The sequence below is a fragment of the Streptomyces sp. NPDC058052 genome (assembly GCF_042885515.1).
In the GTDB taxonomy this organism is placed as follows: Bacteria; Actinomycetota; Actinomycetes; order Streptomycetales; family Streptomycetaceae; genus Streptomyces.
The window spans coordinates 35,446-55,844 of record NZ_JBHVRX010000042.1 but is presented as its reverse complement, the minus strand read 5'-3'; the positions used below and the strand labels follow the sequence as shown (position 1 = coordinate 55,844).

Here is a 20,399-nt window from a genome sequence, read left to right as displayed (position 1 = left end):
CCTGGCGGAGATCCTTCAGGAAAGGTCCATGGTGCGAACACCGACGGGCGGTGCCGGTTCCGGCACCGCCACCGCGGGCGACCGGCTGGTGAGTATCGGCACCGTGCTGAGCCAGCTGCGGGACGAGTTTCCCGAAGTGACGATCTCCAAGATCCGCTTCCTGGAGGCCGAGGGGCTCGTCGAGCCCCGCCGTACGGCCTCCGGGTACCGGAAGTTCAGCCCGCAGGACGTGGAGCGGCTCGCCGCCGTCCTGCGGATGCAGCGGGACCACTATCTTCCGCTGAAGGTCATCCGGGAGCATCTCGACGCCCTCGCCCGCGGTGAGCAGGTGCAGCTCCCGGCGCCCGGGCGGCGGCGTGATCTGCTGGACGGCCTGCTCGACGGGCCCGTGGACGGCGAGGCCGCCGAGCGGCCGACCGCCGCGCGGCTGGGCCGGGCCGAGCTGGTCGCCGCGGCCGGGGTCACCGAGGCCGAGCTGGTGGAGTGGGAGTCGTACGGCCTGGTCGGCGAGACCGAGGGCGGCGGTTACGACGCGGAGAGCGTGAACGTGGCCCGGATCGTCGCCGATCTCGGGCGGTTCGGGCTCGAGCCCCGGCACCTGCGGGCCGTGAAGGCGTCCGCGGACCGGGAGGCCGGGCTCATCGAGCAGGTGGTGGCGCCGCTGCGCCGGCACCGCAATCCGCAGACCAGGGCCCATGCCGAGGAGACCGCCGCCGACCTGGCGCAGCTGTCGGTGCGGCTGCACGCCGCGCTGGTGCAGACGGCCCTCGGGATCCGCCTCCAGTGACGCCCTCCGGCGGTTCCGGCGGGGGTGCGCCGGGGTGCTGAGCGGGGGCCCGACTATCCAAACCGGTCGGGCACGTCCTAGGGTTGCTGTGTGAACGAGCTCGACGTTGTGGGTGTCCGGGTGGAAATGCCCTCCAACCAGCCGATCGTGCTCCTGCGCGAGGTGGGAGGCGACCGGTACCTGCCCATCTGGATCGGACCCGGCGAGGCGACCGCGATCGCCTTCGCCCAGCAGGGCATGGCGCCGCCCAGGCCGCTGACGCACGACCTGTTCAAGGACGTGCTGGAGGCGGTGGGCCAGGAGCTCACCCAGGTCCGCATCACCGATCTGCGGGACGGGGTCTTCTACGCCGAGCTGGTCTTCGCCAGCGGTGTGGAGGTGAGCGCGCGTCCGTCCGACGCGATAGCCCTGGCCCTGCGGACGGGTTCGCCGATCTTCGGCAGCGACGGCGTCCTCGACGACGCCGGCATCGCGATCCCCGACGAGCAGGAGGACGAGGTGGAGAAGTTCCGCGAGTTCCTCGACCAGATCTCGCCGGAGGACTTCGGGAGCCAGTGACCGGACCGTCCGGACGGTCCCGGACGCCGGTCCGGCGGGGGGCGTGAGGGGGCGGCCGAGGAGCGCTGTCGGCGCATTCGAGTAGCCTTTCCCCGGAGTGGGACACGTGAAACCACTCTCTGGGTGATTATCACTCGGCGTGCCGAGTGTGGCGATCGTTGACGCACCCCTAGCGACTGCCTACCTTCGAGTGGGCAGGTCAAGGACGGAGGGTCGGCGTGATGAGCAGCGCGGACGGTACGGCAGGGAGCTCGCTCGGACGCGTGTCCGAGGAGAGCGGTCCGTATCCGCTTCACGGCAGTGTGGGCGACTTCGGCACGGAGACGAGCGGCGGGGTGGCGGACGAGGCGATCGGCTACCGCGGCCCCACGGCCTGCGCGGCCGCCGGCATCACCTACCGGCAGCTGGACTACTGGGCGCGCACCGGGCTCGTCGAGCCGAGCGTGCGGCCCGCGTACGGCTCCGGGACGCAGCGGCTCTACAGCTTCCGGGACGTCGTCGTCCTGAAGATCGTCAAGCGTTTCCTCGACACGGGCGTCGCCCTCCAGAACATCCGGGCCGCCGTGCAGCACCTGCGGGCCCGCGGCTTCCGCGATCTGGAGCGGATGACGCTGATGAGCGACGGGGCGACCGTCTACGAGTGCTCCTCGCCCGACGAGGTCGTCTCCCTGCTCCAGGGCGGGCAGGGCGTCTTCGGCATCGCGGTGGGGGTGGTCTGGCGGGACGTCGAGTCGGCGCTCTCGCAGCTGCACGGGGAGCGCGTGGACACCGGCGAGACGCTGATCGGGCACAACCCGCAGGACGAGCTGGCCCGGCGCCGGCGCGACCGGGCCGTCTGAACGTCTTCCCGGGGCCGGTGCGGGCGGGTCGCCCGTACCGGCGATTGTCAGTGGCGTGAGGCAGCATCGGAGACGTGAGAGCCGCCCCCACGATCCTGCATCTGGACATGGACGCCTTCTTCGCCGCCGCCGAGCAGGCGTCGAAGCCGAGCCTGCGCGGCAAGCCGGTCGTCGTGGGCGGGCTCGGGCCGCGCGGCGTGGTCGCGACCGCCTCGTACGAGGCGCGGCGCTTCGGGGTGCACTCGGCGATGCCGATGGGACAGGCGCGGCGGCTCGCGCCCAACGCCGCGTATCTGGTGCCGCGCTTCGCCTTCTACCGGGCGATCAGCGGACAGGTCATGGAGCTGCTCGGGCGGTTGTCGCCGCTGGTGGAGCCGCTCAGCCTCGACGAGGCGTTCGTGGACCTGGAGGCCGGGGGGCTGGCGGACGACAGCGCGGGCGCGCGGGCCGTGGGGGAGCGGCTGCGGGCCGAGATCCTGGCGACGACCGGCCTGACCGGGTCCGTGGGGCTTGCGGGCTCCAAGATGCTCGCGAAGATCGCCTCGGAGGAGGCGAAGCCGGACGGGCTGGTGCTCTACGAGCCGGGCACCGAGCGGGCGCTGCTCGCGCCGCGGTCGGTGCGGATCATCCCCGGTGTGGGGCCGGCCACCGGGGACCATCTGCGGCGGGCCGGGATCACGACGGTCGCCGATCTCGTGGAGGCGGGCGAGGACGAGCTCGTACGGATCCTGGGGCGGTCGCACGGGGCCTCGCTGTACCGGATGGCGCTCGGGCACGACGACCGGCCCGTGGTGGCCGAGCGGGACGCCAAGTCGGTCTCCGTCGAGGACACCTTCGACGTCGACCTGCACGACCGGCTGCGGATCCGGCTGGAGGTGGAGCGGCTGGCGGAGCGGTGCGTGCGGCGGCTGCGGGGCTCGGGGCACTCGGGGCGGACGATCGTCCTGAAGGTGCGGCGGTACGACTTCTCGACGCTGACCCGGTCCGAGACGCTGCGCGGGCCGACGGACGATCCGCTGGTGGTGCGGGAGGCCGCGGAGCGGCTGCTCGAACTCGTGGACACGACGGGCGGGGTGCGGCTGCTCGGTGTTGGGGTCAGCGGGCTCGCCGACTACACCCAGGAGGACCTGTTCGCCCAGGCGGAGGCGGAGGCGGAGGCGGAGGCCGGCGCGGAGGCCGGCGCGGAGGCCGGCGCGGAGGCCGGGACGGAGACGGACGCGGCGGCCGGGGCGGCGGTCCCGGCGGCCCCGGAGGGGGTCGGGCCGTCGGCGGGCCGGGCCGGGGCGGCGGAGGCCGTGGAGGTGCCGGGGACGGCCGCGGAGAGCGCCGTACGCCGATGGGCGCCGGGGCACGACGTGCGGCACGCGGTCCTCGGGGCGGGCTGGGTGCAGGGCAGCGGGCTCGGGCGGGTCACCGTCCGGTTCGAGGAGCCCGGCAGTACGGCTCCGGGGCGGGTGCGGACCTTCGCGGTGGACGATCCGGAGCTGGAGCCGTCGGACCCGCTGCCGCTGGTGCCCGGCGGGGTGACGGGGGCGGAGGGATCCGCCCCCGTCGTCCGCGCGGGTGGGCAGCACGCCGGGTGAGGCGTGTGAGGCGTCCGGTGGCGGGCCGGCCGGGCCGGGTGCCCGATCGGACACGCGGGGCGCGTCCCGGGGCGTGGTCGGGCATCCAGGCCGGACGCTCCGGGGCCGGTCCGAAGGATCTGGGGACGGGGGCGGGTCTACGCGGCGTCGTCCTGGCCCGCGAGGCGGCCGAAGTCGGGGATCGTCTCCGGCGGGGGCGGGAGCGTCAGCTCGTAGTGGCGGTAGAGCTGGAGCTCCTGCTCGGGGGAGAGGTGACGGCCGACGCCGAAGTCCGGGGCGTCCTTGATCAGGGCGCGCTCGAAGGGGATGTGCAGACCGTCGTCGGCCAGCTCGCTCGGCTCCAGCGGGACGAACGCGTCCCTGCTGAACAGGCCGGTGCGGACGGCGGCCCACTCGGGGATGCCGGTCGCGTCGTCCAGGTACACCTCGTCCACGGTTCCGATCTTGTGCCCGTTCCGGTCGAACGCCTTGCGGCCGATCAGGCTGCGCGGATCGATGTCGGTCTGCACGGTCCCTCCAACTGGTCGCAACTGCTCTACACCCCTACGAAAGTGCACATCTGGGATGTCGGCCACTTGAGCGAAGAGAGCGACAACCGCGCTGGTAGGCTGGCTGTGGCTGTCGACACCGTGCGGGAGAGTCCTCCGGAGAAGGTTTCCGGGGGCGCCGAAGGAGCAAATCCTCCCCGGAATCTCTCAGGCACCCGGTACCGCGCGGGCGAGGTCACTCTGGAAAGCAGGGCGGGAGTCCGACGGCATCCGCTCTCACCGACGGTGAAAGCCGGCGTGCCCACGGGCATGCCGGTGAAGCTCTCAGGTTGAGATGACAGAGGGGGAGGCCGTCCGGGCACCCGCGCCGTGGTGCCCCTCGCAGGTCGTGACGACCAGGAGGCCCCCGCATCATGACCGCCAACCGCATTCCGCTCTCCGAGCTCGAGCAGGGCATTCCCTTCGAGCAGCGGCACATCGGACCCGACGCCGAGGCGCGGGCCAAGATGCTCGCCCAGGTCGGATACGGCTCGCTCGACGAGCTGACGGCCGCCGCGGTGCCGGACGTCATCAAGAACGCCGAGGCGCTGGACCTGCCCGGCGCCCGCACCGAGGCCCAGGTCCTCGCCGAGCTGCGCACCCTCGCCGACCGCAACCAGGTCCTCGCCCCGATGATCGGCCTCGGTTACTACGGCACCTTCACCCCGCCGGTGATCCTCCGCAACGTCATGGAGAACCCGGCCTGGTACACGGCGTACACGCCCTACCAGCCGGAGATCTCGCAGGGCCGCCTGGAGGCGCTGCTCAACTTCCAGACCATGGTCGCCGACCTCACCGGCCTGCCGACCTCCGGCGCCTCCCTCCTCGACGAGGGCACCGCCGCCGCCGAGGCCATGTCGCTCTCCCGGCGCGTGGGCAAGGTCAAGAACGGCGTCTTCCTGGTCGACGCCGACGCCCTGCCGCAGACCGTCGCCGTCATCGAGACCCGCGCCGAGCCGACCGGTGTCGAGGTCGTCGTCGCCGACCTGAGCGAGGGCATCCCCGCCGAGATCGCCGAGCGCGGCGTCTTCGGTGTGCTCATCCAGTACCCGGGTGCCTCCGGTGCCGTCCGCGACATCAAGCCGCTGATCGACGCCGCCCACGAGCTCGGCGCCGTCGTGACCGTCGCCGCCGACCTGCTCGCCCTCACCCTGCTCGTCTCGCCCGGCTCGCTCGGCGCCGACATCGCCGTCGGCACGACCCAGCGCTTCGGCGTCCCGATGGGCTTCGGCGGCCCGCACGCCGGCTACATGGCCGTCCAGGACAAGCACGCCCGCTCGCTGCCCGGCCGGCTGGTCGGCGTCTCCGTCGACGCCGACGGCAACAAGGCGTACCGCCTCGCCCTGCAGACCCGCGAGCAGCACATCCGCCGCGAGAAGGCCACCAGCAACATCTGCACCGCCCAGGTGCTCCTCGCCGTCATGGCCGGCATGTACGCCGTCTACCACGGCCCCGACGGCCTGAAGCAGATCGCCCAGCGCACCCACCGGTACGCGGCGATCCTCGCCGCCGGCCTCACCGCCGGGGGCGTCGAGCTCACCCAGGGCGCCTTCTTCGACACCCTCACCGCCCGCGTCCCGGGCCGCGCCGACGCCGTCGCCGCCGCCGCCCGCGAGGCCGGCGTCAACCTGTTCCGCGTGGACGCCGACCACGTCTCGGTCTCCTGCGACGAGACCACCGGCCGCGAGCAGCTCGCCGCCGTCTGGGGCGCCTTCGGCGTCACGGGCGACATCGAGGCGCTCGACGCCGCCGCCGGGGACGTCCTCCCCGCCGGTCTGCTGCGCACCGACGCGTACCTGACCCACCCGGTCTTCCACGCGCACCGCTCCGAGACCTCGATGCTGCGCTACCTGCGCCGCCTCTCGGACCGCGACTACGCGCTCGACCGCGGCATGATCCCGCTCGGCTCCTGCACCATGAAGCTGAACGCGACCACCGAGATGGAGCCGGTGACCTGGCCCGAGTTCGGCCAGATCCACCCCTTCGCGCCGATCGAGCAGGCCCAGGGCTACGTCACGCTCATCACCGAGCTGGAGGAGCGCCTGGCCGAGGTCACCGGCTACGACAAGGTCTCGATCCAGCCCAACGCCGGTTCGCAGGGCGAGCTGGCCGGTCTCCTCGCGGTCCGCGCCTACCACCGCGCCAACGGCGACGAGCAGCGCACCGTCTGTCTCATCCCGTCCTCCGCGCACGGCACCAACGCGGCCTCCGCGGTGATGGCCGGCATGAAGGTCGTCGTCGTGAAGACCGCCGAGGACGGCGAGGTCGACGTCGAGGACCTGCGCGCCAAGATCGCGCAGCACCGCGACGAGCTCTCCGTGCTGATGATCACCTACCCGTCGACGCACGGCGTCTTCGAGGAGCACGTCGCCGACATCTGCGCCGAGGTCCACGAGGCCGGCGGCCAGGTGTACGTCGACGGCGCCAACCTCAACGCCCTGGTCGGCCTCGCCAAGCCGGGCCACTTCGGCGGCGACGTCTCGCACCTCAACCTGCACAAGACCTTCTGCATCCCGCACGGCGGCGGCGGCCCCGGCGTCGGCCCGGTCGGCGTCCGCGCCCACCTCGCGCCGTACCTGCCGAACCACCCGCTCCAGCCCACCGCGGGCCCGGAGACCGGCGTCGGCCCGATCTCGGCCGCCCCGTGGGGTTCCGCCGGCATCCTGCCCATCTCCTGGAGCTACGTCCGGCTGATGGGCGGCGAGGGCCTCAAGCGCGCCACCCAGGTCGCCGTCCTCGCGGCGAACTACATCGCCAAGCGCCTGGAGCCGCACTACCCGGTCCTCTACACCGGCCCGGCCGGGCTCGTCGCCCACGAGTGCATCGTCGACCTGCGGCCGCTGACCAAGGCGACCGGCGTCTCCGTCGACGACATCGCCAAGCGCCTGATCGACTACGGCTTCCACGCGCCGACCATGTCCTTCCCGGTCGCCGGCACGCTGATGATCGAGCCGACCGAGTCCGAGGACCTGGCCGAGCTGGACCGCTTCTGCGACACCATGATCGCGATCCGCGCCGAGATCGAGAAGGTCGCCTCCGGCGAGTGGCCCGCCGAGGACAACCCGCTGGCCAACGCGCCGCACACCGCGGCCGCGCTCGGCGGCGAGTGGACCCACGCCTACGACCGTGACGTGGCGGTCTTCCCCGCCGGCGTCTCGACCGCCGACAAGTACTGGCCGCCGGTCCGCCGCATCGACGGCGCCTTCGGCGACCGGAACCTGGTCTGCTCCTGCCCGCCGCTGGACGAGTACGACCACTGACCGCGGGCATGACAGAGGGCCGGTCCGGAGTCTCCTCCGGGCCGGCCCTCGGCGTTCGCCCGGGCGGTGTCAGGCCGCCGTCGTCACCCGGCCCGCGGTGAGCGGCCGGTGCGGAGCGATGATCTGCCCGTCCGGCAGCAGTTCGCCGGTGTCCTCGAACAGCAGGACACCGTTGCACAGCAGGCTCCACCCCTGCTCCGGGTGGCACGCCACAGGGCGGGCGGCCTCACGGTCGGCGGAGTCGGCGGTGGGACAGGCAGGCTGGTGCTGGCACATGGGTGGGTTCTTTCGCTGCGTCGTGGTGGATGTCCTGCGGCTCTTCGCGCTCATGGCCGCCCCCGTCGGTCGGTTCGGTTCCGGTCCCAGTCTTGCCGCACGGACGGTCTTCCGCAGGTATTTCGCGTCAGCTCGTCCTCTCCGGGGAAGACGCGTCACCCGCAGGGGCGGTTCAGGTCAACACCCCGGCCTTTTCGGGTGGTTCGGAGTGGCCCGAGCGGGCTAGTCCGTACGGGAGGGGTGTTCGGCGACGGCGTTCGGACGCGGGTTCCGGACAGCAGTGCGCCCCGTGACCCGACCGGGTCACGGGGCGCACCGCTGTCCGGAGCGGGCCGGATCAGGCGGGTGCCGCCGAGCCGAGCAGCGGCGGCGGCGCCAGACGCGTACTGAGCACGGGCAGCAGATCGGCCACCCGGTAGGGACGGTTGGCGGCGATGCCGGGCGGCGCCGGGGCGAGCGGCACGAGGACGTCCGAGGTCTCCGCGTCCGGGTCCGTGGCGTCCGGGTCGGGCTCGGCGTGCAGCCACAGCGTCAGCATGTACAGCTCCGGCACCGACAGCAGCCGCGGCTGGTACGTGCCGGGCAGGGCCTCGGCCTGGACCAGGGCCCGCTCCGTGGCGGCGACGTACGGCCCCTCGAAGAAGTGCGAGAAGGACCAGCCGTCCGGGGTGAGCATGGTGTCCGCGGCGGCGATCGCCCGGTCCCCGCTCCGGATCAGGAAACGCCAGCCGACCAGCCGGGTGCCGGGTGTCTGCTCCGGTGCCCCGGAGATCCTCAGCACGTGGACGGGCAGCGGGAGTTCGGGACTCAGCGGTCCCTGGGCGGCACGCAGGGCCGGGGTGCGGGCCTCGCGTACGGCCGTGGGCGAGCCGAGTGCCGCGAGGACACTGCGGAGGGCCGGCGCGGGGGCCGGGGAGGGTCGGAGCATCGTGTGGGTCGCCTCTCGCTCAGGAGACACGGGGATACGGGAATGCGCGGCTACGGGGACAGGTACGACGGCGCTGTCGGCGGCGGGGGCGGAGCGGGGGGCCATGGGTCATGGCCGTCGCCGGCGCTCCGCTTCGTCCGCGGAGTTTATACGACACGTGTTCACAGAGTGTTTCCGCTAGGCGCCGCCGATATTCCTGGCAAGGCGTCATCAGGTCGTATTCGGTGGATCGCGGGACGGAATCGGAGCGAAGACAGGATCTCCGTCCTCGCATTCCCCGGCAAGCCGGACGTCCGAATTCCGAAAGTCGTGCCGCCCGCGCCGGCGGGGCAATATGACATTGGTATATGTCGTCGGCCGGTCCGGAGGTGGGAGGCCGTGCGCGCGGCGGCAGGTTCGTACCAGACTATCCGTGGAGCGGCCGGAAACGCAGGCGTTGTCGATCAGTGGCGTGGGCATCATCGTCCGTACGCGCGGCCCGCCCGGTGGCCGCCACGCGGGAGGGACGCCTCGATGGGGGAGAAGGTCGCGACGGACGGCTTCGGCCCGGCCGACCGGCAGCGCTACCGGCGCAAGCTCCAGCAGTGTCTGGCGGGGCTCGCCCGGCTCCTCGCGGAGCAGCGGTTCGACCGCCCGCGGAACCTCATGGGCGTCGAGATCGAACTCAATCTCACAGGATCCGACGGACTCCCGCGGATGCTGAACGACGCCGTCCTCGAAAAGATCGCGAGCGCCGATTTCCAGACCGAACTCGGAATGTTCAACCTGGAAGTCAACATCGCCCCGCGCCGGCTCGGCGGCCACGTATTCGACCGGCTCGCGGAAGAGCTGAGGACCGGACTGGGATATGCCGACCGCAAGGCGGCCGAAGTCGACGCAGGGGTCGTCATGATCGGCATACTGCCGACGCTCTCCCAGCGCGAGCTCGTCTTCGAGAACCTTTCGTCGGCGGACCGCTACGCCCTGCTCAACGACCAGATCCTCATCGCCCGCGGGGAGCAGATCACCCTCGACATCCAGGGCGTCGAACGGCTCCGGCACACCTCGGAGTCGATCATCGCGGAGGCCGCCTGCACCTCGGTCCAGCTGCACCTCCAGGTCACCCCGGCCCGCTTCGCCTCCGTCTGGAACGCCGCCCAGGCCGTCGCCGGGGTGCAGATAGCGCTGGGGGCCAATTCGCCCTTCGTCTTCGGCCGCGAGGTGTGGCGCGAGTCCCGCCCGCCGCTCTTCACGCAGGCGACCGACACCCGTCCGCCCGAGCTCCAGTCCCAGGGGGTCAGGCCGCGCACCTGGTTCGGCGAGCGGTGGGTGGACTCGGTGTACGACCTCTTCGAGGAGAACGTGCGCTACTTCCCCTCGCTGCTGCCGCTCTGCGACGAGGAGGACCCGCTGCGCGTCCTCGACGAGGGCGGGGTGCCGCAGCTCAAGGAGCTCGTCCTGCACAACGGCACCGTCTACCGCTGGAACCGGCCGGTCTACGGCTGGGTGGACGGCGTCCCGCACCTCCGGGTGGAGAACCGCGTCCTGCCCGCCGGCCCCACCGTCACCGACGTCCTCGCCAACGCGGCCTTCTACTACGGGCTCGTCCGCTCGCTCGCCGACGATCCCCGGCCGATCTGGAAGCGGATGGCGTTCGAGGACGCCGAGGCCAACTTCGACACCGCCTGCCGCCACGGCATCGACGCGGAGCTGCGCTGGCCCCGGCCGGGCCGCGCGGGCGGGATCGCGACCCAGCCCGCCGTACGCCTCGTCCTCGACGAGCTGCTGCCGCTGGCCGCGGCGGGGCTCGACGCCTGGCACATCGATCCGGCGGACCGCGACTTCTACCTGGGCGTCATCGAGCAGCGGTGCCGGCGGAAGACCAACGGCGCGTCCTGGCAGGCCGACACCTTCCACCGGGCCCTGGAGTCCGGCCTCGACCGGGAGGCGGCCCTGGCGGCGACCACCCGGCGGTACCGCGCGCTGATGCTGGAGGGGGAGCCGGTGCACACCTGGGCCGTGGGGGCCGAGGGCGCCTGAGGCGGCTCCCGGCGGGGGCCTGGATGGCGCTCCGGGCGTGCCGTCGCGCATGATCGTCGTACGGGGGACCGAGGCCCGGTCCCCGCGGCGGTCGCGACGGGAACGGGAGACGGGCGTGGTGTCGGAACAACGGGTCGTGGACGCGGCCCCGCCCCCGGGCGGTCTCTCGCGGCGGGTGCTGCGCTCCGAGACGCTCATCGTGCTGGCGCTCTCGCTCGGGGCGAGCGCGGTCTCGTCGCTCATCAGCTTCATCGGTTCGCTGACCCGGCCCGGCTCGCTCAAGGAGCAGGCCGCCAACCTCAACGGGTCGTACGCCCCCGGCCGGCCCTGGCTCGACCTCACCTGGCAGCTCTTCGGCATCGCCACGGCCCTCGTGCCGGTGGTGCTCGTGGCGCACCTGCTGCTGCGGGAGGGGGCCGGGCTCAGGGCCATCGGCTTCGACCGGACCCGGCCGTGGCCGGACCTCGGGCGCGGGACGCTGCTGGCCGCCGGCATCGGCAGCGCCGGTCTCGCCTTCTACCTGGTGGCACAGGCGTCGGGCTTCAACCTCACGGTCGTGCCCGAGTCGCTGCCGGACGTGTGGTGGAAGTACCCCGTCCTGATCCTCTCGGCGATCCAGAACTCCGTCCTGGAGGAGGTCATCGTCGTCGGCTACCTGCTGCGCCGGCTCGGGCAGTTGGGCTGGTCGCCGATGGCCGCGCTGGTGGCGAGCTCGGTGCTGCGGGGCTCGTACCACCTGTACCAGGGCATCGGCGGCTTCATCGGCAACATGGTGATGGGCGTCGTCTTCGTGCTGCTCTACCGGCGCTGGGGACGGGTGGGGCCGCTGGTGGTCGCCCACGCGCTGCTCGACATCGTGGCCTTCGTGGGCTACGGGCTGCTCGCGGGGAAGGTGGACTGGCTGCCCACCGTGTGAGCCGGGGAAGGGGGAAGGGGCGTACGGCACCGGTGCCGTACGCCCCTTCGTCGTCCGTGGGCGCGCTCCGCCGGGGTCAGGCGTGCAGGTCGCCGTCGATGACCGTCACCGCGTGGCCGGTCAGGAGGGTGCGGTCGCCGCGCAGGCGGGTGCGCACCAGGCCGGTGCGGGCGCCGCCCTGGAAGCCGGTGAGCTCGTCGCGGCCGAGGCGGGCCGACCAGTACGGCGCGAGCGCGGTGTGGGCGCTGCCGGTGACGGGGTCCTCGTCGATGCCGACGGCGGGGAAGAAGCCGCGCGAGACGAAGTCGTAGCCGTCGCCGGGGGCGGCGGCGAGAGCGGTCGCGATCACACCGCGCGAGGAGTGGGCCCTGAGGGCGGCGTGGTCGGGGGCGAGGGCGCGGACGGTGGCCTCGTCGCGCAGCTCGACCACGAGGTCGCCGACGTGGGCGGCGGTGTCGTGGACGGCGAGGATCTCGGCGCCGAGCGCCTCGGCCAGGCCGTCCGGGGCCGGGACCGGGGTGAGCGAGGAGGTCGGGAAGTCCAGGGTGATGCCGCCGTCCGGCTCGGTGACGGCGCCGAGGACGCCCGAGCGGGTGGCGAAGCGGACCGGGCCGGTCGCCTCGCCGGTGGTGTGCAGGACGTGGGCGGTGGCGAGCGTGGCGTGGCCGCACATGTCGACCTCGGTGGTCGGGGTGAACCAGCGCAGCGCCCAGTCGGCCTCGCCGCCGGCGGGCAGCCGGTGCGCGAAGGCGGTCTCGGAGAGGTTGACCTCGGCGGCCACCTTCCGGAGCCAGGTGTCGTCCGGGAAGGAGTCGAGGAGCAGGACGCCGGCGGGGTTGCCGGAGAAGGGCCGGTCGGTGAAGGCGTCGACGATTCGGATGCGCATGCTCCGGACCGTACCGGGGGCCGGAAGGGGCGGGCCAAGGCCAATCCGGGACGTCTGGCCCCGGGCTCCGCGCCGGCCGGGGCGGCGCGGTCGCCGCGCGACGGCGGCCGGCGGCAGTCAGTCGCTTGCTCGCCGAACAGTTCCGATATATCGTTGAAGCATCGCGACAGTTCGACGATGGAATCTCACGGAAGGAGCGTTGCGATGCGTTCACACGGACACGACCACGGACACGAATCCGGTCACGGCCACGGTGCCGGGCGCGGTGACTGCGGGCCCGGACCGCGGGGCGACTTCGAGCGACGGCGTGCCGCCTTCGGGCCCTTCGGCCCCGGTTTCGGCGGCGGGCCCGGTTTCGGCGGCGGCCCCTTCGGGCGCGGCCGGGGCGGCGGCGGCCGGGGGCGGGCGCGGCGCGGTGACGTGCGCGCCTCGATCCTGGCGCTGCTCAAGGACCGCCCGATGCACGGCTACGAGATGATCCAGGAGATCGGCGAGCGCACCGGCGGGGCGTGGAAGCCCAGCCCCGGCTCGGTCTACCCGACCCTCCAGATGCTGGAGGACGAGGGGCTGATCGTCAGCGCGAGCGAGGGCGGCAAGAAGCTCTTCTCGCTCACCGACTCCGGGCGCGAGGAGGCCGAGGCCGCGCCGGACGCCCCCTGGGAGGAGGCCGGCCGCGGTGTCGACTGGGAGGCCGTCAACGAGATCCGGCAGGCCGGTTTCGGTCTGATGGAGGCGTTCGGCCAGGTCTGGAAGACCGGCAGCACCGAGCAGCGGCAGAAGGCCGTCGAGGTGATCAACGAGGCCCGGAAGAAGCTGTACCTGATCCTCGCCGACGAGCACTGAGCCGGAGGCGGCGGACGGAGGGCCCCCCGCGGCGCGTGCCGCCGGGGGCCCTCCGTCGTGTCGCGGGTGCCCGGACGGCGGGGCCGTCCGGGTGCTCGGGCGACGAGGCCGTCCGGGGGCTCAGGCGACCAGGCCGTCCGGAGGCTCAGGCGACCAGGCCGGAGAGCTTGCGCAGCGACTCGTTGAGCGCCGCCGTCGCCGAGTCCTTCAGCTTGCCGGCCATCAGCGAGACGGCCGCCCCGGTGAACTCGCCGTCGATGCGGACCGTCGTCGCCCCGCCCTCGTCGGCGAGGGAGTAGCGCGTTCCGACGATCACGCCCATCGGGCCCTTGCCGCGGATGGCGAGGATCCGGCCGTCCTCCAGCTCCTCGACGGTCCACAGCACCTCGGCCGGGAACCCCATGAGCTTCATGTTCTCGGTGAACGTGGACCCGGCCGCCAGGGTCTCGGGGCCCCCGTGCGGAAAACTCGTGTGGGTGGCGTTCCACTCCCCGTACGAGCCGAAGTCGGTGAGGCGTTCCCACACCTTCCCGGCCGGTGCCTCGATCCGTGCCTCCGCGCTGACTTCGGCCATGACGACCACCCCTTCACGCGTGCCCGCTGGGTTCTGGTGTCGCGGAACGTAGCCGTAGGGGCGTGAACATTCAATACTGATGAACCGTCAGTTCTGCCGTGGCCGGCCCCGTACCGCCGATCCACCAGATCTCGGCGGCGTCGAAGGAGTCCGAGACGCGCGGGCCGCCGTCCTCCTCGTGCCGGTGGAAGGCCGCCCAGAACAGATCGCCCGGCAGCGCGTCCCGGGGTGCGTACACCCGGTACACGAACTGCCGGCCGTCACGCGCGGCCAGACCCACCATCCAGAACACACAAGAAGGACGTCCGGCGGCGGCACATGGTTGCCTTCCGGGCGCGAGGCAAGGCGGCGCGCGCCCCGTACGGGAAATCGTCCGGATCTCCTCCCGGAGGAGGAGGCGTCGCGCACGGGTGCACGACTCGGGTGGGACGCGGACATGGTTCTCCCGTGTGATGACCCGGGCGGGCGCGCCTGGTGAGGTGGGAGGGTGCACCCTCCCGTCCCGTCCCGCCCCACCCCGCCCCCGGCCGCCGCCGGGCACGCGCCGCTCCTCGCCACCGTGCTCGGGGCCGCGCGCCGCCGGGCCCTGCGGGACGGCGACCGCCAGGTGGACACCGCCCACCTCCTGCACGCCCTCGTCGAGTCCGACCCCGAGACCCGCGCCGCCTTCGACGGCGAACAGCGGGTCGCGCGGGTCCTCGGCTACCTCGTCCAGCGTTCGATCGGATACGGGCTCCGCTGGCAGCGGTCCGCCGAGGGCGGAGGAGCCCCGCGCCCGCTGCCCGCCGTCCGGGCCGGGGAGGGGACGCGGCGCCGCACCTCCCGCTGGTCCCCGGCCGCCGCGGCCGCCCTGGAAGAGGCGCTGTGCCGGGCCGCCGCCCGCGGCGAGGAGCAGCCGCGCGGCCTCGACGTGCTGGCGGGGCTCGCCGCCGACCCGGGCAGCCGCGCCGGCGAGGTGCTGCGGCACGCCGGGATCGACCCGTCCGTGCTCGGCGCCCGGGCCGTCGCGCTCGCCTCCGTCCTCGCGCCCCACGGCGCCGGGCTCCTCGACGGCGAGGGGGCGGCCCTGGGGGAGGGGATGCCGGCGGGGGACCCGGTGTGGCGGGGGGACGCGTCGCTCCAGGGGGACCCGGTGTGGCGGGCGGGCGTGGCGCTCCCGGGGGACCCGTCGCCGTCGGCGGGCGCGGAGCTCTGACGTCCGCCCCGGGGCCCGGCGCCGCCGGGGGACGCGGAGTGCCGGTCGCGTCGGGGGCGTGCCGTCGTCGGCCGGACGCGGAGTGCCGGGTTCCGCCCTGGGGAGGGGAATCCGGGCGACGCCGTCTCAACAGGTGCGACGGGGGTTACACGCCTGACCGGGTCCTGTCATGATGGCCCGATGCACGCGTCTCAGGGGAGAAGCGCCGGCCTGGGACTCGCCCTGGCCTCGGCCTTCGCATTCGGTGGTTCGGGAGTGGCGGCCAAGCCGCTGATCGAGGCGGGACTCGATCCGCTCCATGTCGTCTGGCTCCGGGTCGCCGGCGCCGCGCTCGTCATGCTGCCCGTGGCCTGGCGCCACCGGGACCTGCTGCGCCGCAAGCCCGGCCTGCTCGTCGGCTTCGGCCTCCTCGCCGTCGCCGGCGTCCAAGCCTTCTACTTCGCGTCCATCTCCCGCATCCCGGTCGGCGTCGCCCTTCTCGTCGAGTACCTCGCCCCGGCCCTGGTCCTCGGCTGGGTCCGCTTCGTCCAGCGGCGGCCGGTCACCCGCGCCGCCGCCCTGGGCGTGGTGCTCGCCGTCGGCGGCCTCGCCTGCGTCGTCCAGATCTGGTCGGGCCTGAGCTTCGACCTCCTCGGACTGCTCCTCGCGCTCGCCGCCGCCTGCTGCCAGGTCGGCTACTTCGTCCTCTCCGACCAGGGCGCCGACGAGGCCGAGCCCGCCGATCCGCTCGGCGTCATCGCGTACGGGCTGCTCATCGGCGCGCTCGTCCTCACCGTCGTCGCCCGCCCGTGGGGCATGGACACCGGCGTCCTGGCCGGGCGGGCCGACCTCGACGGCACCTCCGTGCCGGCCTGGCTGCTGCTCGGCTGGATCGTCCTGATCGCCACCGTCCTCGCGTACGTCACCGGCGTCGTCTCGGTGCGGCGCCTCTCGTCGCAGGTCGCCGGTGTCGTGGCCTGCCTGGAGGCCGTCGTCGCGACCGTGCTCGCCTGGGTGCTGCTCGGCGAACACCTGGAGGCCCCGCAGCTCATCGGCGGCGCGCTCGTCCTCGTCGGTGCCTTCATCGCCCAGTCCACCGCGCCGAAGGCGCCGTCCGGAGGACCCGTCGCCGGCTCCGACGGCGAGGGCGGCGACGGCGGCGCGGGCGCCCCGGGGGCGGGCCGCGAGGAGGAGTTGTCGGGCGGACGGACCACCCCGTAGGGTGCCGCTCATGCATGCGACCGTGCTTCCGCCGCCCGCCGCCTAGCGCGCGCGGCACCCTCTCCCGAGGACGACCGGCCGGCCCGGGCGGGCGACCACGCCCCCGAGCGGTCCGTCGCCGCCCGCGCGCGGAATCGGCGACCACCCTTCACCCCGGTCCGTCCGCACGGACCGTCCTCACGGAGAAACACGTGTCGAACCCGCAGTCCCTCCCTGCCCTGCCCGTCGGGCGGAGCCTCGTCCACCTCGTGATCGCCGGCATCGCCTGGGGCACCGCCGGAGCCGCCGGCTCCCTCGTCTTCCGCAACAGCGACATGGGGCCCCTGGCCCTCTCCTTCTGGCGCTGCGCCGGCGGGCTCCTGCTGCTGCTCGCCGTCCCCGCGCTGCGGCTGCTGCGCCCCGGGCGGGCCCGGACGGCCGCCGCCGCGCCCGTCGCAGAGACCCGCAGGACCCGGCTGATCCGGATCGTCGGCACCGGCCTCGGGCTCGCGGTCTTCCAGACCGCCTACTTCGCCGCCGTCGAGTCCACCGGGCTCGCGGTCGGCACCGTCGTCACCCTCGGCGCGGGGCCCGTCCTCATCGCGGCGGGCGCCCGCGTCACCATGGGCGAGCGCCTCGGCCTCGGCGGCCTCTCGGCCGTCGTCGGCGCGCTCGCCGGGCTCGCCGTCCTCGTGCTGGGCGGCGGGGGGACCGAGGTCCGGCTCGCGGGTGTCGGCTACGCGGTGCTCTCCGCCGCCGGCTTCGCCTCCCTCACGCTGCTCACCCGGTGGCTGGGTCGCACCGGCTCCGGCCCGGCCGGCTCGCTCGCCGGCACCGCGTGGACCTTCGGCGTCTCGGCCGTCGTCGTCCTGCCCCTGGCCGTCGTCGAGGGGCTGCTGCCGCACACCGAGGACGTCGTCCGGCTGCTGCTCCTGCTGCTGTACGTGGCGGCGATCCCGACCGCCCTCGCCTACGCGCTGTACTTCGCCGGCGCCGCGGTCGTCCGGGCCGCCACCGTCTCCGTGATCATGCTCCTGGAGCCGGTCAGCGCCGCGCTCCTCGCCGTCACGCTCCTCGGCGAGGAACTGACGGCGACCACCGTGCTCGGCACCGTCCTGCTGCTCGCCGCCGTCACCGGGCTCGCCCTCGCGGAGGCCAGGAGCGCGGCGGAGCGGCGCAGGAGCGCGGAGCCGGCGGCGGTGTAGCCGCGCGGGGGAGGCCGGTCAGGACCCGGACGCGAGCCGGCGCAGCTGGTGGGTGCGGGCGGCGAGGTCGCCCGGGCCGGCCCGCTCAGCGAGCCGGTCCGCGATCCGGGCCTGCACCGCGGCCGGCTTGTTGCCCGCGTACTTGAACTTCGCCCGCACCTCCGTCACCTCCAGGACCAGCCCGCGGATGCCGGGGAGCATCCGGCCGAACGGCGCCTCCCCGGCGGTGACGGGGGCGGTCCCGCCGTCCGGCTGGAAGTGGGCGACCTGGCGGTTCAGCAGGTCCGCCTTCTCCTCCGGATCGTCCACCACGCGCGCGGTGCAGCGCAGTTGCACCGCCGCGTAGTACGACGTCGGGGTGCCGTGCTCGGGCGGCGCGCCCTCGGGAGCCGTCCAGGGCCCGGGTGCGTACACGTAGTCGTCCACCACGCTGAGCAGCACCCGCGGGTCGGCCTCCAGGGCGCGCCACAGCGGGTTGGGGCGGGCGAGGTGGAGGAGGACGCGGCCGTACGGGCCCGGCTCCGCCTCGTACCGGAAGTGCGCCGGCTGCACCCAGGGCGGGTCGCCGGGCAGGCCGTTGACGGCGAGCTGGCCGAAGTCGTGCAGGGCGAGCCAGTCCCGCCACTCGTCGTCGGTGGCGGAGTCCCAGGGGTGGACGAGCATGCCGGTCCTCCTCAGAGCGCGGTCAGGTAGCCGGGCAGGGCGATCGCCGGGTCCAGGTCCGCCGACGGCACCGGGGAGCCGGTGCGCGGGGCGACCGGGACGACGCCGGCCCAGTGCGGCAGCGCCAGGTCCTCGGGGTCGTCGTTCGGTCCCGCGGCGCGCACCTTGGCCGAGACCTCGTCCAGGTCGAGCCGGACGACGGCGGTGGCGGCCAGCTCCTTCGCGTTCGCGGGCCGCGCGTCGGCGGCGCGGCCGGGGACGACCTGGTCGACGAGCGCGTCGAGGGCGGTGCGCAGCTCCTCGGGGTCGGTGACCTGGCGGGCGATGCCGTGGACGACGACCGAGCGGTAGTTGAGCGAGTGGTGGAAGGCGGAGCGGGCCAGGACCAGGCCGTCGACGTGGGTGACGGTGACGCAGACCGGCAGGCCGGGGGCGTCGGCGTCGCCGGAGCCGGTGGCCCCGGCGGGCCTCGCGCCGGCCATGCGGAGCGGGCGGGAGCCGGTGGAGCCGTGGACGTACAGCCGCTCGCCGACCCGGCCGTAGAGGGTGGGGAGCACGACCGGCGCGCCGTCCCGTATGAAGCCCAGGTGGCAGACGTACCCCTCGTCGAGGATCGCGTGGACGAGGGCCCGGTCGTACGAGGCGCGCTGCCGGGCGCGGGTGGGCACCGTCCGGTCGGTGGGGGCGTATTCCGCGGGGCGTTCGGTGGCGGTGGGCGTGGTGCTCATGGCGGCTCCCCTTGCCTTCCCTATTGCACTAGTGCATAATCTGGTTTGTGCTAGGAGAGTATCGGATCGAAGGCCGTCGCGCATCGGAGATCGCCGCCAGCGTGGAGCGGGGCGTGGGGGCCGGGGACCTGGAACCCGGCCAGGCCCTGCCGCCCATGCGGGAGTTGGCCGCCGTGCTCGGCGTGAATCCGAACACCGTCGCCGCCGCGTACCGGACCCTGCGCGAGCGCGGGGTCATCGAGACCGACGGCCGGCGCGGCAGCCGCGTGCGGCCGCGGCCCGCCACCACCGCGCGCGGCTCGCTGCGCGTCGAGGCGCCGCCCGGCGTCCGTGACCTCAGCCGCGGCAACCCCGACCCCGCCCTGCTGCCGCCGCTCGACGACGCCCTCGCCGAGGCGGCCCGGCGCTACGCCGCGCGGCCCGGGCTCTACGGGGAGGCGCCCGTCGACCCGGACTTCGCCCGGCTCGCCCGCGCCGCCTTCGACGCCGACGGCGTCCCCGCCGGGCCGGTCGGGGTGGCGTCGGGCTCCCTCGACGCGATCGAGCGGGTCCTCGCCGTCCACCTCAGGCCCGGGGACGCCGTCGCCGTCGAGGATCCCGGCTGGGGCAGTCTCCTCGACCTCGTCCCCGCCCTCGGGCTGCGCTCCGTACCGGTCGCCGTCGACGACGACGGGCCGCTCGCGGACGGGGTCGAGCGGGCGATCACGCACGACGGGGTCCGCGCGGTGATCGTCACCGACCGCGCCCAGAACCCCACCGGGGCCTGCCTCGGCGCCGCCCGCGCCGCCGCACTGCGCCGGGTGCTCGCCGCCCACCCCGGCGTGCTGCTCGTCGAGGACGACCACGGCCACGGCATCGTCTCCCGGCGGCTGCGGCCGCTCGCCGGGGTCACCGACCGCTGGGCGCTCGTCCGCTCGGTCGCCAAGGCGTACGGGCCGGACCTGCGCATCGCCGCCTTCACCGGCGACCCCGAGACCGTCGACCGGGTCCTCGGCCGGCAGCGCCTCGGCCCCGGCTGGGTCAGCCGCCTCCTCCAGCAGGCCGTCGTCCACCTGTGGAGCACGGACGCGGTCGATCCGGAGACGGTCGCCGACGCGTACGGGGAACGGCGCGACGGCCTCGTCCGGGCGCTCGTCCGGCGGGGCGTCGAGGCGCACGGGCGCAGCGGCATGAACGTCTGGGTGCCGGTCGCCGACGAGACGGGGGCCGTCGCACGGCTGCTCGCCGCAGGCTGGGCGGTCGCCCCCGGCGCCCGCTTCCGCATCGCCGCCGGACCCGCCGTCCGCCTCACGGTCTCCCCGCTCTCCCCGGACGACATCGAACCCCTGGCCGACGCCGTCGCGACGGCCGCCGGCCCGGCCCCGGCCCGCAGCTACGGCTGACGGGACCGCGCCGCGGGGCCGGGCGGGGTCTTCTCGGATCCCGGGGCGGCC

The 20,399-nt window shown here is 74.2% G+C and carries 20 protein-coding genes and 1 riboswitch; of the genes, 12 read left to right on the top strand and 8 right to left on the bottom strand.

Annotated features, from left to right (window positions below):
• Nucleotides 1–28 precede the first annotated feature (28 nt).
• From ACFVU3_RS35840 to ACFVU3_RS35825, 4 genes are all read left to right on the top strand, one after another.
• Complete coding sequence (locus ACFVU3_RS35840; protein WP_390072968.1) at nucleotides 29–787, top strand: MerR family transcriptional regulator; 759 nt, start codon at nucleotides 29–31, stop codon at nucleotides 785–787.
• 90 nt (nucleotides 788–877) lie between these two features.
• Nucleotides 878–1,345 (top strand): bifunctional nuclease family protein, encoded by a 468-nt coding sequence (locus tag ACFVU3_RS35835; RefSeq protein WP_030492457.1) that lies wholly within the window; start codon nucleotides 878–880, stop codon nucleotides 1,343–1,345.
• 221 nt (nucleotides 1,346–1,566) lie between these two features.
• A complete protein-coding gene (locus ACFVU3_RS35830) occupies nucleotides 1,567–2,184 on the top strand; it encodes a MerR family transcriptional regulator (protein ID WP_390072967.1) in 618 nt (205 codons plus the stop codon).
• A gap of 74 nt (nucleotides 2,185–2,258) precedes the next feature.
• On the top strand, nucleotides 2,259–3,767 hold the full coding sequence (locus tag ACFVU3_RS35825; protein WP_390072966.1) for a DNA polymerase IV: 1,509 nt from the start codon (nucleotides 2,259–2,261) through the stop codon (nucleotides 3,765–3,767).
• Between the two features lie 137 nt (nucleotides 3,768–3,904).
• On the opposite strand, the gene ACFVU3_RS35820 is transcribed toward ACFVU3_RS35825, so the two are convergent.
• Nucleotides 3,905–4,276, bottom strand: coding sequence for a PRC-barrel domain-containing protein (locus tag ACFVU3_RS35820; RefSeq protein WP_390072965.1), 372 nt, complete (start codon nucleotides 4,274–4,276; stop codon nucleotides 3,905–3,907).
• Between the two features lie 113 nt (nucleotides 4,277–4,389).
• A riboswitch (glycine riboswitch) is annotated at nucleotides 4,390–4,489 on the top strand.
• Nucleotides 4,490–4,668: 179 nt separating this feature from the next.
• On the opposite strand from ACFVU3_RS35820, the gene gcvP reads away from it, so the two are divergent.
• Nucleotides 4,669–7,554 (top strand): aminomethyl-transferring glycine dehydrogenase, encoded by a 2,886-nt coding sequence (gene gcvP, locus ACFVU3_RS35815; protein ID WP_390072964.1) that lies wholly within the window; start codon nucleotides 4,669–4,671, stop codon nucleotides 7,552–7,554.
• Nucleotides 7,555–7,623: 69 nt separating this feature from the next.
• Here gcvP and ACFVU3_RS35810 read toward each other — a convergent pair whose 3' ends face one another.
• Nucleotides 7,624–7,830 carry a DUF5999 family protein gene (locus ACFVU3_RS35810; protein ID WP_390072963.1) on the bottom strand — a complete coding sequence of 69 codons (207 nt, stop codon included), beginning with the start codon at nucleotides 7,828–7,830 and terminating at the stop codon, nucleotides 7,624–7,626.
• A 337-nt stretch (nucleotides 7,831–8,167) separates the two neighbouring features.
• Nucleotides 8,168–8,758, bottom strand: a complete 591-nt coding sequence (locus ACFVU3_RS35805; RefSeq protein ID WP_390072962.1) for a hypothetical protein — start codon at nucleotides 8,756–8,758, stop codon at nucleotides 8,168–8,170.
• Between the two features lie 513 nt (nucleotides 8,759–9,271).
• Here ACFVU3_RS35805 and ACFVU3_RS35800 point away from each other — a divergent pair.
• Nucleotides 9,272–10,777: a glutamate-cysteine ligase family protein gene (locus tag ACFVU3_RS35800; protein ID WP_390072961.1), complete on the top strand. Its 1,506-nt coding sequence runs from the start codon at nucleotides 9,272–9,274 to the stop codon at nucleotides 10,775–10,777.
• A gap of 115 nt (nucleotides 10,778–10,892) precedes the next feature.
• On the top strand, nucleotides 10,893–11,693 hold the full coding sequence (locus ACFVU3_RS35795) for a CPBP family intramembrane glutamic endopeptidase (RefSeq protein ID WP_390072960.1): 801 nt from the start codon (nucleotides 10,893–10,895) through the stop codon (nucleotides 11,691–11,693).
• A gap of 76 nt (nucleotides 11,694–11,769) precedes the next feature.
• On the opposite strand, the gene ACFVU3_RS35790 is transcribed toward ACFVU3_RS35795, so the two are convergent.
• Nucleotides 11,770–12,579 carry a PhzF family phenazine biosynthesis protein gene (locus tag ACFVU3_RS35790; RefSeq protein ID WP_390072959.1) on the bottom strand — a complete coding sequence of 270 codons (810 nt, stop codon included), beginning with the start codon at nucleotides 12,577–12,579 and terminating at the stop codon, nucleotides 11,770–11,772.
• Nucleotides 12,580–12,783: 204 nt separating this feature from the next.
• Between ACFVU3_RS35790 and ACFVU3_RS35785 the strand changes: the two genes are divergently transcribed.
• A complete protein-coding gene (locus tag ACFVU3_RS35785; RefSeq protein ID WP_390072958.1) occupies nucleotides 12,784–13,422 on the top strand; it encodes a PadR family transcriptional regulator in 639 nt (212 codons plus the stop codon).
• Nucleotides 13,423–13,567: 145 nt separating this feature from the next.
• On the opposite strand, the gene ACFVU3_RS35780 is transcribed toward ACFVU3_RS35785, so the two are convergent.
• Together ACFVU3_RS35780 and ACFVU3_RS35775 are read right to left on the bottom strand one after the other, a co-directional pair.
• Nucleotides 13,568–13,996 carry an SRPBCC family protein gene (locus ACFVU3_RS35780; RefSeq protein ID WP_390072957.1) on the bottom strand — a complete coding sequence of 143 codons (429 nt, stop codon included), beginning with the start codon at nucleotides 13,994–13,996 and terminating at the stop codon, nucleotides 13,568–13,570.
• A 70-nt stretch (nucleotides 13,997–14,066) separates the two neighbouring features.
• A complete protein-coding gene (locus ACFVU3_RS35775; protein ID WP_390072956.1) occupies nucleotides 14,067–14,288 on the bottom strand; it encodes a hypothetical protein in 222 nt (73 codons plus the stop codon).
• A 195-nt stretch (nucleotides 14,289–14,483) separates the two neighbouring features.
• On the opposite strand from ACFVU3_RS35775, the gene ACFVU3_RS35770 reads away from it, so the two are divergent.
• The 3 genes from ACFVU3_RS35770 to ACFVU3_RS35760 all read left to right on the top strand — a co-directional run bounded on the left by ACFVU3_RS35770 (nucleotide 14,484) and on the right by ACFVU3_RS35760 (nucleotide 17,575).
• The gene (locus ACFVU3_RS35770) at nucleotides 14,484–15,191 is read left to right on the top strand and encodes a Clp protease N-terminal domain-containing protein (RefSeq protein WP_390072955.1); all 708 of its coding nucleotides are present in this window, start codon (nucleotides 14,484–14,486) and stop codon (nucleotides 15,189–15,191) included.
• Between the two features lie 180 nt (nucleotides 15,192–15,371).
• Nucleotides 15,372–16,391 carry a DMT family transporter gene (locus ACFVU3_RS35765; RefSeq protein ID WP_390072954.1) on the top strand — a complete coding sequence of 340 codons (1,020 nt, stop codon included), beginning with the start codon at nucleotides 15,372–15,374 and terminating at the stop codon, nucleotides 16,389–16,391.
• 191 nt (nucleotides 16,392–16,582) lie between these two features.
• Nucleotides 16,583–17,575, top strand: coding sequence for a DMT family transporter (locus ACFVU3_RS35760; RefSeq protein WP_390072953.1), 993 nt, complete (start codon nucleotides 16,583–16,585; stop codon nucleotides 17,573–17,575).
• Nucleotides 17,576–17,593: 18 nt separating this feature from the next.
• On the opposite strand, the gene ACFVU3_RS35755 is transcribed toward ACFVU3_RS35760, so the two are convergent.
• Nucleotides 17,594–18,238: an FMN-binding negative transcriptional regulator gene (locus ACFVU3_RS35755; RefSeq protein WP_390072952.1), complete on the bottom strand. Its 645-nt coding sequence runs from the start codon at nucleotides 18,236–18,238 to the stop codon at nucleotides 17,594–17,596.
• Nucleotides 18,239–18,249: 11 nt separating this feature from the next.
• Entirely contained in the window at nucleotides 18,250–18,966 is a 717-nt protein-coding gene (locus ACFVU3_RS35750; RefSeq protein ID WP_390072951.1) for a pyridoxamine 5'-phosphate oxidase family protein, read from the bottom strand.
• A gap of 47 nt (nucleotides 18,967–19,013) precedes the next feature.
• Between ACFVU3_RS35750 and ACFVU3_RS35745 the strand changes: the two genes are divergently transcribed.
• Nucleotides 19,014–20,348, top strand: a complete 1,335-nt coding sequence (locus tag ACFVU3_RS35745; RefSeq protein ID WP_390072950.1) for an aminotransferase class I/II-fold pyridoxal phosphate-dependent enzyme — start codon at nucleotides 19,014–19,016, stop codon at nucleotides 20,346–20,348.
• Nucleotides 20,349–20,399 lie beyond the last annotated feature (51 nt).

Bases quoted from the DNA above. Each gene is read 5' to 3' on its own strand.
- ACFVU3_RS35840 (WP_390072968.1), top strand. From the start codon at position 29: ATGGTGCGAACACCGACGGGCGGTGCCGGTTCCGGCACCGCCACCGCG.
- ACFVU3_RS35750 (WP_390072951.1), bottom strand. From the start codon at position 18,966: ATGAGCACCACGCCCACCGCCACCGAACGCCCCGCGGAATACGCCCCC.
- ACFVU3_RS35805 (WP_390072962.1), bottom strand. From the start codon at position 8,758: ATGCTCCGACCCTCCCCGGCCCCCGCGCCGGCCCTCCGCAGTGTCCTC.
- ACFVU3_RS35790 (WP_390072959.1), bottom strand. From the start codon at position 12,579: ATGCGCATCCGAATCGTCGACGCCTTCACCGACCGGCCCTTCTCCGGC.
- ACFVU3_RS35810 (WP_390072963.1), bottom strand. From the start codon at position 7,830: ATGTGCCAGCACCAGCCTGCCTGTCCCACCGCCGACTCCGCCGACCGT.
- ACFVU3_RS35780 (WP_390072957.1), bottom strand. From the start codon at position 13,996: ATGGCCGAAGTCAGCGCGGAGGCACGGATCGAGGCACCGGCCGGGAAG.
- ACFVU3_RS35800 (WP_390072961.1), top strand. From the start codon at position 9,272: ATGGGGGAGAAGGTCGCGACGGACGGCTTCGGCCCGGCCGACCGGCAG.
- gcvP (WP_390072964.1), top strand. From the start codon at position 4,669: ATGACCGCCAACCGCATTCCGCTCTCCGAGCTCGAGCAGGGCATTCCC.
- ACFVU3_RS35755 (WP_390072952.1), bottom strand. From the start codon at position 18,238: ATGCTCGTCCACCCCTGGGACTCCGCCACCGACGACGAGTGGCGGGAC.
- ACFVU3_RS35830 (WP_390072967.1), top strand. From the start codon at position 1,567: ATGAGCAGCGCGGACGGTACGGCAGGGAGCTCGCTCGGACGCGTGTCC.
- ACFVU3_RS35785 (WP_390072958.1), top strand. From the start codon at position 12,784: ATGCGTTCACACGGACACGACCACGGACACGAATCCGGTCACGGCCAC.
- ACFVU3_RS35765 (WP_390072954.1), top strand. From the start codon at position 15,372: ATGCACGCGTCTCAGGGGAGAAGCGCCGGCCTGGGACTCGCCCTGGCC.